The sequence below is a fragment of the Flavobacterium sp. YO12 genome (assembly GCF_004119495.1).
Classification (GTDB): Bacteria; Bacteroidota; Bacteroidia; order Flavobacteriales; family Flavobacteriaceae; genus Flavobacterium.
This window is the reverse complement of sequence record NZ_NRQU01000004.1, coordinates 73,448-91,892: the sequence shown is the minus strand read 5'-3', so window position 1 is coordinate 91,892 and position 18,445 is coordinate 73,448. Positions and strand designations below refer to the sequence as shown.

Below are 18,445 nucleotides of genomic sequence, written 5' to 3'. Positions count from 1 at the left end.
CCACTAAACAGGAGTTTTTTTTATGTCTTGTCTTTTTTTCCAGATATAAACTGTAGAAGCATTTGTAAAAGCTAAGATCCACAAAACCGGACTTGTAAAAAAGCTTTCGTAACTCCTGCCGTTTGGAATTTCAACGTAGGGCACTGTTATAAAAATATCTAGAATTAATGCTGTAGCAGACATTATGATGCCTAATTGCAAACCACTCATTTTATATTCTTTCAGATAATAAAACTTTGCAGCTCCAATGGCAAAGAATACAATAAAAATTGTGGTAAGGATCGACTGCCATAAAAAAGACTGTTCTAGAAAATAAACTTTTTCTAATGCATAAAAGGAAAGACTTACTGCGATCCAAACTAAAATTCCCGAAAAAACGGCTCTAAAAAATCGCATGATCTTAGTTTTTTGGATTCCAGATTCCAGTCTTTGCAGTTTCTTTTGCATAAAGGCTGAAATCCTTTGCTTTTCGACCAAGAACATTTTCAATATCTTGCGTAATGTTAGAATTTCTTCCGTCTAAAACGTGTTCAAACAGATAATTTACCAGCCAAATATGATCTTGAGGAACCTGATATTCTCGTAACATCTGAGTATATTCTTCCAGCGATAAACTTTGAAAAGTTATATTTCTGCCGCTGGCTTCCGCAATTTCATTTACAGCCTGTTTAAAAGTCAGTAATCTTGGACCAGTTAGTTCATAAGTTTTTCCGTTGTGGCTGTCATTCAAAAGTGCGGTCGTTACAACATCGGCAATATCATCGGCATCCGTAAAAGGTTCAAGTGCTTCGGCTCTTGGTAAAGCAACGATTCCATAAAGAATTGGATCTAAGAAAAAGCTTTCGCTAAAATTTTGATTAAACCAGCTTGCACGGATAATCGTCCAATATCTGGCATTTTTCTTTACGATTTCTTCGCAAACTTGAGCTTCTTTTTCGCCTCTTCCAGAAAGTAAAACTATTTTTTGTAAACCGTTTTTTGTGGCAAGTTTGGTGAAATTTTCTATCGCTTCTGCAGCGAAAGGCACAGCCAAATCTGGTTGAAAAGTAATATAAACGGTATCAATATCTTTTATGACATTTTCCCAAGTTTGTGAGTTTTCCCAATCAAATGGAATTTTTTCGTTTCGCGAACCTAAACGAACTTCGACTTCAGGATTATTTTCTAATCTTGCGGCAACTCTGCGTCCTGTTTTTCCGTTGGAACCCAGAACTAAAATTTTCTTTTTCATATCAATATCTTTTTAAATGAATACTGATACAAAGTTGATTAGATTAAAAAGGAATCATTTGTTTGAAAAGAATTATGATTTGTTTGAAAAGAACTGCTGTTTTACATCATTTGGACGTTGACCGAATTTTTTCTGAAAGGCATTTGAAAACGAACTTAGACTTTCATAACCGACTTCCCATGCTGATTCTTGAACAGTTTTTTCGCTTTCTCGGAGTAATTCATACGCTTTATTTAATCGCTCTTCCTGAACATATTTAAAAACTGGAATTCCAAAAAGCTCTTTGAAATTCTTTTTCAATTTATTACTATTGAGTCCCACCATTTGTGACAATTGAGTAATTGATGGCGGTGTTGAATACTGAGTGGTGACGATTTCTTTTGCCTGAAAAAGTTTGTTTTTATCCACTTCAGACAACTCCGATTTTTTCTCAGAAGCTAAAAGTGCATAAAAATGGGCTAAAAGTTCATTTACCTGGCTTTTTAGAAACAATAAACGTGTATTTCCAGTATAGGAAGTATTAAATATTTTTTGAACTGCCAATTGCATTTCGAGAGTCATATAAAACGATGGGCCTTTTACAAAATGTTCTTTAGGGTTCAATAACTGTGGTAAATGATTTTCGAAAATTTCTTTTTCTGCCTGCGGAAGGGAATTTAAATTTTTGAGTTTAGTAAAAATACTAATAGACTGCAGCGGTTTATCAGGTTCTATTTTATGAGAGAATTCTACTTTTTGATTTCCAAAAAAGCAAATTGCCAAACCTGTTGTGTTTACCAAATATTTTGTCTGATTATTGTGTTTAATTTCCAACTCGACATTGCCAGAGCCATAAAAGGCAAAACCTAGAGCATCACCGTCAATTTCGCATTTTTGAACTATTGTTTTTGTGGTATTCGAGTGTTCGATTAAAACAATACAATCGTGTAATTCTAAAATATCTGTTGTCATAGCAGGAAGATACAGTTTTGAAAAAGTAGGATAAGGTACTATTTATTTTTTAATCCTGTATTTTGTACTTTCTTGCTTTGTAAACAAAATAGAAATGACAACAAATTTGTTTTTATAGTTTTAAAGAAATTAGCTGCATGAAAATTAGATTTAACATTTTTATTTTAAGGGTAAATCTGTTAATGTTTTGCTAAAATTTTTAATAAATTCTTTTTTTTATTTCAAAAGGATTGACAAATTTATATTTTGAGGCATGCATTTTTAAGTTATTTTAGAAGAGATGTAAAATTGGTTTAAATCAAAAATAAATGTTAAAAACATAACAAAAGTTCTTGGTTCATAACAAATTAAAAATATTCAAATATTTTATTATGTTTGCTGAAACTTACCTATTCAAACTAATAAACAATTGTCAAAACCAGACCTAAATCAAGATGTCATTTTAATAGACCGCTTACGTAATGGGGATGAAACTGCGTTGAATGAACTGTACAATAAATTTTGGCAGTCTTTGTTTATGTCTTCTTATAATGTGTTAAAGGATAGGGAATTGTGTGAGGATATTATTCAGGATATATTTATGAATATCTGGCACAATCGCGAGAAACTTGAAATTCATATTTCGTTAAAAGGATATATGTATGCCTGTGCCCGATATCAGGTTTTTAATCATATAAGAAGGAATAAAGACAAAATTCATGTCGAACTTTTTGATGATTTAGAAAAACGTTTTCAATATACCACACCAGAAACCCAATTGATGCATGATGAATTGGTGTATCACATTAATTCTATAGTTGAGAATCTTCCTGAAAAATGCCAATTGGTTTATAAATTAAGCAGAGAAGAACAGTTAAGTCATAAAGAAATTGCTGAGCGCCTCAATATTTCTACAAAAACTGTCGAAAATCATATAACAAAAGCACTTCATAGTATTCGTTTGTCAATGGGCAATATTCTGAGTGTTGCAATGATTTTGTGGCTTTCTAAAAATCTTTAGGAGAAAGCTGAAATGATTACCAATTACAAGTTTAAACCGTTGAATTTTTTTATTTACAACGAGACTTTTCTTAAAAAGATAAAAAAGATAAAAAAAATACGATTTGGACTAGGGGGTAAATATCTTTTTAGATACTTACTTAATATACTCCCGCATTAATAGTAAAAAAAATGAAAAAAGAAGAATTCTTAACGTTATTAAACAGATATCTTTCTGGTGATACTAATCGGGAGGAGAATAAACAATTACTGCGTTTTTACGAAAGTTTCCAGACTTCAAAAGAATGGGATGATTCTTTGGGTTCTAAAGACGAATTGGAGCACAAAATGAGAATGCGTCTTCAAGAAGCAATTCAGTCGAACGAAACAAAAACAATTCCGCTTAAACCATTTTATACTACAACCCGATTTAAGTTTATTGCCATGGCAGCGTCATTGTTATTGCTGATTTCCATTTCGATAATTGTCAATAAAACCAATCCACTCAAAATTGAAACCCCTGTTGTGGCTCACAAAGAAATTTTGATAGGAAGTGATAAAGCAACTTTGACGTTAGAAGACGGTTCAGTAATTACATTAGAAAAAGGTAAAGCTTACAATAAAGGAAATGCTTCAAGTAATGGAGAAAAACTGGTTTACAATTCAAAAGAAAATAGACCTGCAGGAATTAAAAATAACTTTTTAACGATTCCAAGAGGAGGGCAGTTTTTTGTACAGCTGGCAGACAGCACAAAAGTTTGGTTAAACTCAGAATCACAATTAAGATATCCAGTTGCTTTTGTTGATGGAGAAACCCGACAAGTAGAACTGGTTTATGGAGAAGCCTATTTTGAAGTGTCACCAAGTACAAAACACAAAGGGTCCAAATTTAAAGTAAAAACCCAAATGCAAAATGTTGAGGTTATTGGTACCGAGTTTAATATTAAAGCCTACAAAGACGAAGCCGCAATTTATACCACATTGGTAAAAGGTAAGGTTGCCGTAAGCAATTCAAACAATAAAGAAATTTTAACGCCAAACGAGCAATCAACAATTAGTAACAACAACGATCATATTGCTATTGCTCAGGTCGATGTGTATAATGAAATTTCCTGGAGAAAAGGCTTGTTTGTTTTTAAAGGAATGCCGCTTAAGGAGATTGCAAAAGTACTGTCGCGATGGTACGATGTAGATATTGCATTTGCAGATCCAGCGCTTGGCAATGTTAAGTTTAATGGGGTTTTAAATAAAAATCAAAAACTAGAAGACATATTAACGACAATTAAGAATATTAATTTTATTAATGCCTATGAGAAAAAAGACGATAAGATTATTATCAAGTAAAAAGAAAAGGGATTAAAGTTCAGACCTCTCACCGTACAGCACTTTATCCCTTTCTATGTATCAATCCATTGATCAGTTTTAATAACCAACCAACCAATTAACATGTAAATTTATGAAATTTAAATTAACCAGTGCCTATTTCTATCTTAGAAAAGGGCTAATTATTAACATTATGAGAACTTTTGTATTCTTATTTTGTACTACAATTTTTGGTTTTTCGCCCGTAAATCTATTTTCACAAAACACAAAAGTTGTAATTGCCGCTGATAAAACAGTGTCTGTAGATGAAGTTTTTGAAATCATTAAAAAGCAGACAGATTATACTTTTATTTATCAGGAAGATTTATTTAAAAAATTGCCTAAAGTACATCTTAAAAAAGGAAAAATCCGTGTGAATGACCTTTTAGAAAACACCTTTTCCAGTAAAGATTTTGATTTTAGTTTTTCAAATGGAAATACCATTATAGTTAGAAAAGTACCAAAAGAACATGAACTTGTCTTTCAGTCAAAATTGATTGAAATAAAAGGTACTGTTACCAATGATAAAGGAGATCCTATTCCAGGTGTAAATATCAAAGTAAAAGGTACAGGTGCAGCCACTCAAACTGATTTTGACGGAAAATATAGTATTACAGCTCCAGAAGACGGACAAGTTTTGTTTACTTATATTGGACATCGTGCGCAGGTTGTTGATGTTAATAAAAGAAAAGTAATTAACATTAAACTTTCTGAAGAGAGAAATGAATTAGAAGGCGTTGTTGTTAATACCGGAGTTACTGTACGTAAAAAAGAATTGATTACTGGAGCAGTTTCAACTTTTAGAGGTGAAGAATTAAGACAGATTTCTACACAAAATGTCGTTCAAGCTTTAAAAACTTTAGATCCTTCTTTTATTGTTTTGAGTAACAATATTGCAGGGTCTAATCCAAATGTATTACCAGTAATTGAGGTGAGAGGACAAACGAGTTTATCAGTTAATCAGGTAGATGATCAATTTAAAGAAGATCCAAACCAGCCGTTGTTTATTTTGGACGGGTTTCCAACTACTTTACAACAGATTGTTGATTTAGATATTAATAGAATTGCCAGCGTTACTTTGCTTAAGGATGCGGCTTCTACAGCATTGTACGGTTCACGTTCAGCAAATGGAGTTGTTGTTGTTGAAACTAATAAACCCATTCCTGGACAACTGCAACTTTCTTATGTTTATAATTCCTCTTACGAATTTGCAGATTTGAGTGTTTATAATTTAATGAATGCAGAGCAAAAACTAGAATTCGAAAGAATTTCTAAAGCTTATATCCCAAACCCGGGAACTCCTTTGCAAACCGTTTATAAATGGAATGATGTTTATAACCAGCGTTTGGCTGCAGTACGTCGTGGTGTTAATACCTATTGGCTTAATGAACCCATTCAAATGGGATTAACATCTGGACACAGTTTGACCATTGGCGGAGGATCAGAAGAACTTCGATTTAATTTGGCCGGAAATTACAAAACTGTTTCAGGAACCATGAAAGGTACTGAGCACAATACCTGGGGTTATAGTGCCAATATCACATACAAACGTAAAAAATTAAGTATCAATAATAATCTATTGGTTTCAGGAGCAGACAATCAGGAATCTCCTTATGGTGATTTTGCTACTTGGGCAAAGGTGAGTCCGTACTATGAAAAATATAATGAAAATGGTGTGGCAACCCGCTATTTAGACGGATCTTCATTACCATTGCCACCAAATGAATTGGTTATTAATCAGCCGGAAAACCCTTTGTACAATGTTAGATTGAATAGTTTTAACAAGAGCGGTGAATTTAATTTCACGAACAACTTTGCGCTTAATTACGATTTCAATCCACATATAAAAACAACTGCCGCAATTTCTGTTACAAGACTTGATAAACAGAAAACAGAATTTGTTTCGCCGGATGATACGCGATATATATTAGATATTCCATCTGAGAAAGGAAAATATAGAAGAAGAGATTATTTGACTAATAAATGGAATGCAAATATTGGAGGTACCTATTCAAATGTTTTTAATAATGTTCATTCTATAAATTATACCATGCGAGCTTCGGCATATGAAACAAACTATGATGCTTACGGCTCTGTTTTAAGAGGATTTCCTTTAGGAGTTCCAGGAAACCCATCTTTTGCTTTTGGATTTGAAAAAAACTCACAGCCGTTTGTCGATTATGAATTAGTTAGAAGTGTCGATTTAACTAATCAGGTGAACTATGCTTACGACAGAAAATATTTGTTCGACTTTACCCAGACAATTTCAGGAGCGACAAACTTTGGGACAAACAAAAAATATTCGCCGTATTGGGGTGTTGGTATAGGATGGAATATCAACAACGAGTTTAAAATGGATCAAAATATTGTCAATATTTTTAAAGTTCGTGCCAATTTTGGACAAACTGGAAATCAAAATTTAGTAGGATATGCGTCCCATGATATTTACGAATACGATCCTAACACTAATATTTTTGGAGCAGGATTAAATATTACCCAATTATCAAATGCTGATTTAGAACCTCAGAAAACAGAAGATTTATCTTTAGGATTAGATCTGGCAATGTTTAGAAACAGGCTTACAGTGACTTTGGGAGCTTATAAGCGTCAGACTTCACCACAAATTGTTGCTATAGATCTTGCCGCTTCTACTGGAGTAACTGCTTATCCGTTAAATGTAGGTTATATCACAACCCGCGGATTAGAACTAAAAGCAAATTATAATATCATCAACAACTTAAAACAGAATATTATTTGGGGTCTCGGATTAACAGCAACCACAAACGAAAATGAATTAGGAGGTTTTAATAATGCATTGGCTTCTTTAAATGACGCCGCTAAAAAAACTACTAGTCTTACCAGATATTATGATGGAGCAAGTACAAATGATCTTTGGGCAGTACCTTCATTAGGAATTGATCCTGGAACAGGAAGAGAAGTTTTCTTAAAGAAAAATGGAGAAACCACTTTTATATTAGATAAAAAAGATGAGGTTGTAATGGGAAATTCGAGAGAAATAGCCACAGGAGTTGTTTCTACAACTTTTAATTATAAGAATTTTAATATCGGAGTTTTCATCCGCTATAGTTTTGGTGCAGACAGATTTAATACTGCATTGTACAATAAAGTAGAAAATATCGATTCAGATAATGTTTTTGAAAATCAGGATGCAAGAGCATTTTTGGATCGTTGGACTACACCGGGGCAAATGGCTCAGTTTAAGGCAATCGATTTAACGAGTGTAACTCCTATTTCTTCCCGTTTTATTCAAAAAGATGATTATATAGCCGGAGAAGCTCTTCGCATAGGGTACAGAGTAACCAACAGAGAATGGCTGAAGAAATCGGGGATGGCCGGATTAGGATTTAATGCCTATGCCAATGATTTTTTCAAAGTTTCGACTATGAAAGTCGAACGAGGGATTAGCTATCCTTTTTCAAGAATTTTTTCTTTAAGTCTAAGCGTAACATTTTAATACCATTATTATGAATCAGTATTTTAATAAAATTGCATTATCAATCCTGATAGCATTTTCGGCAGTAAGCTGCAGTAATTTTCTGGATGTGGTGCCTCAGGATAAAATTTTAGAATCTCAAATATTTAAAGATGAAGCCGGAATGCAGAATGTGCATAATGGACTTTATATGATGCTTGCATCTGATGAGCTTTATGGCAGACAGCTTACTATGGATGCGGTAGATATTTTAGGGCAGCAGTATAACATGCCGGCTTCGCATACTAAAACCAAAATGGCTTTATACGCTTATGCAGAAGCCAATCCCAAAAAAGTTTTCACAGAGATTTGGCAAAAAGCGTTTACTACAATTCTGTCGGCCAATAAATTTTTGGAAAGTTTGGAAGAACATAGTGGAATTGCTTCTCCGGAAAAAGCAAATCTTTTAAGAGGTGAAGCAATTGCCATACGTGCCATGCTGCATTTTGATATGCTGAGACTATACGGTCCAATTTACAAAGTAGATCCTTCTATGCCTTCAATACCCTATTATGACGCACCTGTGACTTCAAATAATCCAATTTTGTCAGCAAAAGATGCCATGAGTAAGATATTGGCAGACATTGATGCAGCATTGACGTTGTTACAAAAAGACCCAATCCTGACAACAGGAAAGTACAAAGCCACTAATGATTATGATGCAAATCCTTATTATTCTCAAAATAGAGGTATGAGAATGAATTATCTTGCTGTAAAATGTTTAAAAGCACGTGTACTTTTATACGCTGGAGATAAAACAGGAGCATCGACAGCTGCAAATGAAGTGATTACCTTTGCAAAATCGACGACGTTTTTCCCTTGGACTTCATTTTTAGATGCTACAAATTCAGCAAATCCAGACAAAATTTTTTCTTCAGAGAACTTCTTTGCTTTAAGTGATTACACTTTGTATAAAACACAAGAAGATTTGTTTGATTCTAAGTTAGGAGATGCTATGATTTATTCTCCATTATTGAACAGATTAAATACCGTTTTTGAGTCAAATGATAACGATTACCGAAGCTTGCCAAGCTGGAAGATTCCTGTTGTGGGTGGAAAAACGCAAAAAACATTTTTTAAATATGCAGATGTGCCAGACAGCAGAATGGTTTTTCGCCTGCAAATTCCAATGTTCAAGCTTTCAGAAATGTATTTAATTGCAGCAGAAACGGCAACAGTACCCGCAGATGGTATTGCTTTACTAAATACGCTTCGTTATAACAGAGGATTAACAAACCTGGCTGCTACAGCAGTTTTAGCAACAGAAGTAACAAAAGAATACAGGAAAGAATTTATGGGTGAGGGGCAGTTGTTTTTTTATTACAAAAGAAATAATACCACTGCAATACCAAATGGCTCAGCAGCTTCTGGAAATATTGCAATGGGAGCACTTCAATATGTTGTGCCTTTGCCGGATGCCGAAATCAACTTTCAATAATTTAAAAAGATAAACATGAAAAAAAATTGATTTTAAGCTTTGCATTTTTATTCTTTTTAGGATTTACTTCATGCAATCAGGAAGAAATAGAAACCTATCACGATACAGATAATATTTATTTTTCGCCATCTGTTTTTGCAATTCCGGCAAATGGGATGTTAATTACTACAGATAGTACAGGATTTAGTTTTGCGCTGGATAAAGCAGCAGTAGTAGATCGTATTTACAAAATTCCCATTAGAGTACAGGGAAAGGTAAGTGATGTCGACAGAAAAGTAAAAGTTGTAATCGATTCAAAAAGTACAGCTATAGAAGGTACTCATTTTAAGCTTCCGGATAATATTGTTATGCATGCCGGCAAAGAAGTTGATTCAATTGAAGTGAAAGTGTTCAGAACTGCTGATATGAAAACGAATAGCTTTTTGCTGATCTTAAATTTAGAAGAAAACGAATTGTTTACTACTAATATGAAAAGCAAAGTAATCAATTCGCTTACCAACAAAACCATGAGTCATATTTCATACAAATTAACATTTGATGATAAATTATCGCAGCCGCCAGGATGGTTTGCAGGTTTTTTAGGCGTTTTTACAGCAAAGAAATTTTTCTTAATGTGCGATTTAATGCATTTAGATCCAAGTATGTTTAATCAGAAATTGGGATCAACAGGATTGTCAATTCCGGATATTCAGTATTATCAAAACTATATGAAACGCTATCTGGCAGATCAAAAAGCAGCGGGAAATATTATTTATGAAGAGGATGGAAAAGAAATGATTTTTCCTTAAAACGCATTTATTTTAAACTAAAAAATATAACAAAATGTTAAAAATTATAAAAATTTATTTAGCTCTTTCGGCATTGCTTGTTTTGGTTTGCAGTTGTACCGATGATGAGGGAAATTACAATTATAACCAAATTAACGAAATCAAAGCAACTGGAATAGAAGCATCGTATACCGCTTATACGGGTGAAAAACTTAAAATTACACCAAATTTAAATGCGACCTTAGACGATAGTACTGATCCTGACCGGTATACATATGAATGGGTAGCTATCAATCCAGTAAAACTTGTAATGGACTCTAAAACTGTGATCGGTACAAATAAAAATTTTGATGCCGAATTAAAGTTACCACCTGCAAAATATACGGTTTATTATTTTGTAAAAGACAAAGTGACCGGAATAACCTGGAAGCATGAACCTTTTACTTTAAATGTTGTTTCTTCCATTTATGAAGGTTGGATGATTATTGGTGATGTTGACGGAAAACCACGTCTGGATATGATATCAATTCTTCCTGGCGTAGCAACGCCGCGTATTATTACAGATGTATTAGATGCTGCAGGTTCAGCTCTTAAGTTAACAGGAAAAGCAGTAGATGTAGAATGTTTTAATCAACCTATATCTTCACCATTAATTTATGGAATTTATGTAACTACAACAGAAAACGGAACGGCAAGATTAGATCCGGATTCTTTTGGATGGACACTAGCACAAAATTTAGCGTACGAAACCGTAGGAGGATCGCTGCCTACCAATTTTGGAGTCGATTTTATGAAATCTAATGGAAGCGGAGAAAATTTGATTTATAGTAAAGGAGATATTTACTATTATTATAGGGTATTGCAAATAAAATACGGTCTACCCCAAAACAAATTAGAATCTGAAACTAAAACTTTTTATGCAGCGCCATTTATTGCAGAGAACGGAGGTACGTTTGGAACGCCAGTTTTTTATGATCAGACCGCTAGACGTTTTGTAAGATATTCGACTTCAAAAGGAACATGTGCGCCAATGCCTCCTGTTACAGGTTCAGACACCGCTTTAGATTGGAATAATACCAATTCTGATTTGGTTTATATGACCACTTCTGCCTTTAATCAAGATGAGAACTTTGCAGTTTTGAAAAACCTGACTTCTGGAAAATTCAATTTGCTTCGTTTCAACAGAGCTTTGGCACAAGTGTATTACAAAGAAATTTTGAATGCGCCTGATTTTGGTAAGGCCACAAAATTTGCTGTCAGTCCAGATTCTGGATATTTGTTTTATGCCGTTGGAGGTAAATTATATGAGTATGATAACGGAACTCAGACGGCTAAATTGATGCTGGATAAAGGAGCCGAAGAAATTACCTATATCAATTTCAATCCAAGAGCGACGAATAAAACCAAATATTTGATTGTTGGAAGTTATGGAACAACAGGAAAGTTAGAACTCTATGAAGTTCCTCCAGTTAATGGCAATTTAATTTTATTAAACAAATACGAGGGTTTATGCAAAATTGTTGATGTTGCATACCGCGGTAGATAACTAAAAACCTTAAATAAAACCGAATGAAGAGCGAAATTCATTCTTCATTCGGTTTCTTAAAACCACATCTTATGAAACGTTTTTTTAAAATCGCAAGTGCAGTTTTGCTGCTTGCCTACTCTTCTATTGCCTTAAAAGCACAGACACAATCAACTGACGACAGTTGGGAATTAACCAAAAAACAAGCCCAAACAGAGAAAAAATTAATCTTTGTCGATTTGTATTTTACCGGATGTATGCCTTGTGCGCAAATGGACAAGGACGTATTTCCAAATCCTAAAGTTGCCGCAATTTTAAGTGCTGATTTTGTGACTTTCAAATCCGATATTCTTAAAGAAGAAATCGGTAAAAAATTATGTATGAAGTATGGTGTTACCGGATTTCCGACTTTTTTATTTATGAATGCAGATGGAAAAGTAATTGATATTGAAAGCGGTTTTCAAAACGTAGAACAATTCACAACTTTACTGCAAAATGCAAAGGAAGTAGTTAAAAAAGGAATTTTCAAAAAGTACAGTACGGAAATCAAGGAAAAAGAGTATCCTGATTTTTACAAAGAGGCTTATTTGAACGGAAAAAGAAATGTTTCTTTTGAAACTGCGGATGCCTATTTAAAAGCACAGCCTTCATTAAGTGCCGAAGTTCCTTTCGTTATTATTAGCGGTTTAAGAATCGGACGTCAATACGATGATTTTTATTTAAAGAATGCAAAACAGCTTTATAAAGATTACGGTTCTGGAAGTGTGACCAATCATGTATTTACCATTTTACAGCGTAAGAAAAAAGAATTCGAAAAAGCGAATGATTTACCAGCTTTCAAAAAATTACTTGAAGAAATGAAACCACTTTATTCTACGGAAGACTGGACAAAATTTGAGGGTATTTTATTGAAAGATTTTGGAGTAGAAAAAGTGGTTGTTAATCCTTCTTCTTTACAAAAGTAAATCGAAATGAAAAAGATATTTTTATTTTCAATATTGATTTTTGGATATTCAGTTTGCGCTCAAAACAGCGCTCAAAAATCTATTGAATCTTTTGAAAAAGCCTTTCAAAATAAAAATTATAATGATATAAAAAATCTTCTGGCGCCCGAATTTACAGTAGGCGCTGGAGATTCATCTTCAAATGAATTTTATTTAAATACTATTTTTAACGCTTTTCCTGTTTTAGATTCTATCCAAATTGGAAAATCGGCAACAATTAAAGACGAAACTTTTGTTTCGGCTGATTTTTGTTTCAAAGGAAAAGAAAAGAAACCCACACAAATAGTTTTCAATAAAGAAAACAAAATACGCTATGTTACTTTTTTTGACGGATTATACAGAGTAGATCGAAATGCTGAGGTAAAAAAAATGGCCAGCATTCCGTTTGAAATTATAGAAAACGGAATTGCCATAAAAATAAAGTTAAACAAAGCTGATCGTGAATTTTTAATGCTGTTTGATACAGGCGCAGACGGAATGGCTTTAAATCCAGACAGTGCTTATAAAGCAGGAGTTGTAGTTACAAAAAGCAAATCGGCATCTGTGGTTGGCGGAAGTCAGCAAGTACAATACTCCGCAGACAATACCATTTACATTGGCGATCAGGTTTTAAAAAATCAAGGTCTTGTTATTTTTCCAAAACATGGTGTTTATGATGGATTATTTGGCGCCAATTTACTGCGCAATTATATCACGTCTGTCAATTTTGATACGATGACAATTGATTTGTACAATTTTGGAAATTTCAATTATTGGGGAAAAGCAAAACCATTAGTTTTTGATTATAAATCGGGGCTTCCGGTCGTACAAATGAATCTGACATTTGAAGATAAAAAAACAGTCGAAGGCAATTTTACTTTTGATACCGGCGCGGGTTATGACTTAATTGCGTACGGACCTTTTAATCATAAAAACAATCTGGAAGCCAGTTTAAAAACCGAATATACATCTGTTAATTACAGTTTAGGAAAACAAACTAAAATTGTAGGCGGAGCAATACCAAATGTTGTTATTAACGGAAATAATTTTTCAGATGTAACAATTGCAGTTCAAGAATATGACGAAGCTAATAAAAACTGGGCTTTTGCCGATGGATCTTTGGGAATTGATTTAATAAAACGTTTCAATTTTACAATTGATATACTCCATAAGACCGTTTATTTAGAACCAAATAAAAACTTTAAAAAGAGACCTTCATTTTATATCGCCGGACTTAATTTGGATTTTGACGAAAATCAGAATCTTATAGTAAAACGAATTATAGACCAGCAAAATGAAGACTTGAAGAAAATCAAAATTGGAGCAAAAATCACGCAGATTAATGATTTTGAAGCCAAAGATTTATTGAAACCAGAAAATCTTAAAAAACTAAAAGACAATAAAGAAAGTAAAGACCTGATTATCGAACAAGGTGATCAGTCGATGCGTATTTCAATTTAAAAACAATCAAAAAACAAATAAACTATCATGAAAAAACACATTTTTTATTTCATTTTGACCTTTATTACGGTTCAAATGAGTTTTGCAGGCAGCATTTCAGAATATGCTGTAATTAAAGGAACAATTTCGATTCCAGATTTTCAGGCTAAAGAAGTTACACTTTACAATGTTGAAGATGGAAAGCCAGCCGTTGCAGCGACCGCAAAAGTTAATCCGCTTGGGGAGTTTGGCTTTATGACACCAGTTTCAGCTGCTGGCTTTTATTATGTTGATTATGGACAATTTAAATCAAGAAGTCAGTTAATTCGTTTGTATTTAGAACCAAAATTAGATATCAATTTGGTTATTAATAAAGAACATTATGTTTTGACTGGAAAAAATGTGGGTCAGAATGTTCTGGTTCAAAAAGCAAATGAAATTTATAACGAATTTGCTCCATTTGCAAGACTTGGAGGAAATGTAACTTACGTAGATTTTTATCCTTGGCTTGATAAAGGAGTTGCAAAAGCAAATGAATTTTCTAAAACAATAAATACAAAAGATGCTAATTTTAATAAGCTATTAAAACTAGCATTAGCAACAGACGTTGAAGAATCTACTTATACTTTTTTCAGAATGCCTAGAACTGCATTTCCAGATAAAGACGATCGTCCGGCGGTTATAAAAACTTGGCAGACAGATAAAAAGTTTACAGATCCAGATTTGTTAAAATTACATAACGGAGTTGCTTTAATGTCGAATTATTTCTTTTATGTAAGTGTAAGCGGTGCAGCAGTTCCAAAGCGTTTAGATATTGTTGAAACATTAGATCATATTACAGATCCTGCGCTAAAAGATGTGTATTTACGTGATGTAGTAGCAAATTCAAGAATGAAAATTGAAGAATATGAAAAAATTGCACCAAGCATAAAACCTTATATGATTTCTGCGACAAGCAAATCATTTTTATTAGAATATGAAAAAGTACTTCATAAAAATGTAGGTCAGAAAGGACTGGATTTTACATATAATGATATTAATAATAAACCAGTTTCATTTTCTGATTTCAAAGGAAAATATGTGTACATCGATTTATGGGCAACTTGGTGTGGACCTTGTAAGGCTGAAATTCCGCACATGAAAAAAATTGAAGAAGATTATCACGGAAAAAATATTGTATTCGTAAGTCTTTCATTAGATAAACCAAAAGACGCACAAAAATGGAAAGATTTTGTTACCAAAGAACAATTAAAAGGAATTCAGTTAATGGCAGATAAAGATTTTAGTTCTGATGTAGCTAAAAATTACGATGTAAATGCAATTCCGAGATTTTTGTTATTTGACACAAAAGGAAACATTATCAATGCCGATGCTTTGCGTCCATCTAATCCTGAATTGAGAGAACAACTGGATAAATTATTGAAGAGTTAATACATAATCTTTATGAAGTACACCAAAAAAATATCAGTTTTACTGCTTTTCATCGGAAGCTTGACATTTGCACAGAATTATAAAGCAACAGATCCAATCGCAGTCAATCAAAAAATAAAAAAGGGCGTTTTACCAAACGGAATGACGTATTATATTTACCCTACTGAGGTAAATAAAAATACAGCAAGTTATTATATCATTCAAAATGTAGGTTCTATTTTAGAAAACGATCAGCAGAAAGGTTTGGCGCATTTTCTGGAACATATGGCGTTTAACGGAACCAAAAATTTTGAAGGAAAAGGCATTCTGAATACACTTCAAAAGCAAGGTGCTGTTTTCGGGAAAAATATCAATGCCTACACCAGTACAGACGAAACGGTTTACAACTTAGACAACATTCCGTCAAAAGACGGAGGCGTTGTTGATACCTGTTTATTGGTTTTGCACGATTGGTCTAACTTTTTGTCTCTGACCAATGAAGAAATTGATGCCGAACGCGGTGTAATTACTGAAGAATGGCGTACCAGACAAAATGCAAGAGCAAGAATTTACAATCAATTAGCACCATATTATTACAACAATTCGCTGTATGCAGACCGTATGCCGATTGGAGATATGGATATTGTAAAGAACTTTAAATACCAAGTTTTAAGAGATTTTTATAAAGATTGGTATCGTCCCGATTTACAGGCAATAGCTATTGTTGGAGATATTAATGCGGACGAAATTGAAGCCAAAATAAAAAAGCTTTTTGCTGATATTCCGACGCCGGTAAATCCTAAAAAGCGTTTTGAAATTGCCATTCCAGAACGAGTAGAACCGACTTTTAAATTGGCTTTAGATAAAGAAATTTCAGCTTCAAATATCAGCTTCATGATTCGCCATAATGCTGAAAAACCAACAGGAACTTATGTCGATTTAGAAAAATCAACACAAAGAAGTATTGCTTTTTCTATTTTGAATAACCGTTTGGGAGAAATGGCTCAAAAACAAGAATGCCCGTTTAAAGGCGCACAAATAGGATATCAAAAATATTCTCGTTTAAATGATGTTTTTGTATTAAGTATAAGCCCAAAACCAGGAAAACAAGCAGAAGCTTTTACGGCTGTGATGAACGAATGGGTTCGTGCTTACAAATTTGGTTTTTCAAAAGGAGAAATAGAGAGAGCAGTTACCGAAACCATTTCTGGTTATGAAAACTATTTAGAAAAACTAAATGAGATTTCCCATAAACAAGTAATCGGAATGGTGAAAGATGATTATTTAAATCACGAAGTTATTGCTGATCCTGCGGCAGAATTTGAAATGACAAAAAACATTTTGAAAAATCTGGACAGTAAAATTCTTCAAGAAGAAATTTTAAAATTATACACTAAACAAAATCGAGTGGTAACCGTAACAGGTGTAGAAGGTGAAGAAAATCTGAATCAGGAAAAAGCTTTTGATATTATTGAGAAAGCAGAAAATGATGCTTCGTTACAACCTTATGTAGATGCTTTTGTTGCTAAATCTCTTATGGATGGAGCAGATTTAAAACCCGGCAAAATTGTTTCTGAAAAAGAAGCGAAAGAAATTGGAGCAACTACTTACATATTAAGTAATGGTATAAAAGTGCATTATAAATTTGCTGATAAGAATAAAAAATCGGTCACGCTGAATGCAAAAAGTTTTGGAGGATCTTCTTTATATTCCTCTAAAGACATACCCTCAATAGCTGGTGCTGCAAATCTGGCAATGATGTCAGGTGTTGCATCATTTTCGAGTACCGACTTAGAAAAAGTACTAAAAGGAAAGATTGTAAATGTTTTGGCTGATATTGATAATTTGTCAGAAAGAGTTACGGGTAATGCAAATACAAAGGATACAGAAACGATGATGCAATTGGTTTACTTACGTTTTGTCAAACCAAGATTTGATCAGAACCAGTACAATTTGTTTAAACAAAACATGCAAAATTCTTTAAAAAACAGACAAAATGATATTTCATCTAAAATGAGCGACAGTTTAAGTTTTGCTGTTTATGGTAAAAATAATCCAGAAGTTAGGATAGTAAACCAACAATTTATAGACGATTTATCTTTTGATAAAATGAAATCTTTCTATCTAGATCGTTTTTCAGATGTAAGCAATTTTACATTTTATATTGTGGGTGATATTAAACCTGAAGTTTTAAAACCTTTATTAGAAAAATATATTGCAAGTATACCTGGAATAAAAAGGAAAGAAAAGTTTAAGGATAATACAGTTGAATGGGTTTCTAATAAAATAGACAAAGATGTTTTTATAAAAATGGAAACGCCAAAGAGTTCCGTTAAAATTAAGTTTCAGGACAACTTTACTTACTCTCAAAAAAATAGAATTTTGGCTTCATTTTTAGGTGATATTTTAACTTTAAGATATACTGAAAGCCTGAGAGAAAAAGAAGGAGGAACATATGGAGCGCAGGTTAGTGGAAGTTTAGTGAAGCTTCCTAAACCTACTGTTAATCTTAATATAGCATTTGATTGTGACGCAGATAAAGTAGAACATTTATTGCCAATTGTATATCAGGAAATTGATAAAATCCGAAAAGGAGATATTTTGAACGAAGATATTGAAAAAACAAGTAAGAACTATATCAAAGCAAAAGCAGATCAGCAAAATTTTAATTTTAACAGCATGGATCTAATTTCCAATTATTTTGAAAATAATATTAATATGGATGATCCAAAAAATTACATTGATATTGTAAATGCAGTTACAGTAAAAGACATTCAGGATTTTGCAAATACTTTTTTTAAAAATGCAAAATCTTACGAAGTTGTTTTCAAACCATTAAAATAATTTCATCAGTTTTTTTAATAATA

Annotated in this window: 13 protein-coding genes; 10 read left to right on the top strand and 3 right to left on the bottom strand. The window is 33.0% G+C overall.

Features of this window, described 5'->3' with window-relative positions; all coding sequences use genetic code 11:
• Positions 1-3: 3 nt before the first annotated feature.
• The 3 genes from BOW55_RS02220 to BOW55_RS02210 form a co-directional block, all read right to left on the bottom strand.
• On the bottom strand, positions 4-396 hold the full coding sequence (locus BOW55_RS02220) for a DUF5367 family protein (RefSeq protein WP_129022784.1): 393 nt from the start codon (positions 394-396) through the stop codon (positions 4-6).
• A 4-nt stretch (positions 397-400) separates the two neighbouring features.
• Entirely contained in the window at positions 401-1,231 is an 831-nt protein-coding gene (locus tag BOW55_RS02215) for an NmrA family transcriptional regulator (protein ID WP_129022783.1), read from the bottom strand.
• Positions 1,232-1,303: 72 nt separating this feature from the next.
• Positions 1,304-2,182 carry an AraC family transcriptional regulator gene (locus BOW55_RS02210; protein WP_129022782.1) on the bottom strand — a complete coding sequence of 293 codons (879 nt, stop codon included), beginning with the start codon at positions 2,180-2,182 and terminating at the stop codon, positions 1,304-1,306.
• A 409-nt stretch (positions 2,183-2,591) separates the two neighbouring features.
• Here BOW55_RS02210 and BOW55_RS02205 point away from each other — a divergent pair, with 409 nt between their 5' ends.
• The 10 genes from BOW55_RS02205 to BOW55_RS02160 all read left to right on the top strand — a co-directional run bounded on the left by BOW55_RS02205 (position 2,592) and on the right by BOW55_RS02160 (position 18,422).
• Positions 2,592-3,182: an RNA polymerase sigma-70 factor gene (locus tag BOW55_RS02205; protein WP_164974991.1), complete on the top strand. Its 591-nt coding sequence runs from the start codon at positions 2,592-2,594 to the stop codon at positions 3,180-3,182.
• Between the two features lie 170 nt (positions 3,183-3,352).
• Positions 3,353-4,504 (top strand): FecR family protein, encoded by a 1,152-nt coding sequence (locus BOW55_RS02200; protein WP_129022780.1) that lies wholly within the window; start codon positions 3,353-3,355, stop codon positions 4,502-4,504.
• A 112-nt stretch (positions 4,505-4,616) separates the two neighbouring features.
• Positions 4,617-7,997: a SusC/RagA family TonB-linked outer membrane protein gene (locus BOW55_RS02195; protein ID WP_129022779.1), complete on the top strand. Its 3,381-nt coding sequence runs from the start codon at positions 4,617-4,619 to the stop codon at positions 7,995-7,997.
• Between the two features lie 10 nt (positions 7,998-8,007).
• Positions 8,008-9,453 (top strand): RagB/SusD family nutrient uptake outer membrane protein, encoded by a 1,446-nt coding sequence (locus tag BOW55_RS02190; RefSeq protein ID WP_129022778.1) that lies wholly within the window; start codon positions 8,008-8,010, stop codon positions 9,451-9,453.
• A gap of 26 nt (positions 9,454-9,479) precedes the next feature.
• On the top strand, positions 9,480-10,241 hold the full coding sequence (locus BOW55_RS02185; protein WP_129022777.1) for a DUF4843 domain-containing protein: 762 nt from the start codon (positions 9,480-9,482) through the stop codon (positions 10,239-10,241).
• 34 nt (positions 10,242-10,275) lie between these two features.
• The gene (locus BOW55_RS02180; RefSeq protein ID WP_129022776.1) at positions 10,276-11,766 is read left to right on the top strand and encodes a PKD-like family lipoprotein; all 1,491 of its coding nucleotides are present in this window, start codon (positions 10,276-10,278) and stop codon (positions 11,764-11,766) included.
• A gap of 23 nt (positions 11,767-11,789) precedes the next feature.
• Positions 11,790-12,710 carry a thioredoxin fold domain-containing protein gene (locus BOW55_RS02175; protein WP_129022775.1) on the top strand — a complete coding sequence of 307 codons (921 nt, stop codon included), beginning with the start codon at positions 11,790-11,792 and terminating at the stop codon, positions 12,708-12,710.
• Between the two features lie 6 nt (positions 12,711-12,716).
• The gene (locus tag BOW55_RS02170) at positions 12,717-14,189 is read left to right on the top strand and encodes an aspartyl protease family protein (protein WP_129022774.1); all 1,473 of its coding nucleotides are present in this window, start codon (positions 12,717-12,719) and stop codon (positions 14,187-14,189) included.
• A gap of 27 nt (positions 14,190-14,216) precedes the next feature.
• Positions 14,217-15,599 (top strand): TlpA disulfide reductase family protein, encoded by a 1,383-nt coding sequence (locus BOW55_RS21200; RefSeq protein ID WP_241686450.1) that lies wholly within the window; start codon positions 14,217-14,219, stop codon positions 15,597-15,599.
• 12 nt (positions 15,600-15,611) lie between these two features.
• Positions 15,612-18,422: a pitrilysin family protein gene (locus BOW55_RS02160; protein ID WP_129022773.1), complete on the top strand. Its 2,811-nt coding sequence runs from the start codon at positions 15,612-15,614 to the stop codon at positions 18,420-18,422.
• The last annotated feature ends 23 nt before the right edge of the window (positions 18,423-18,445 follow it).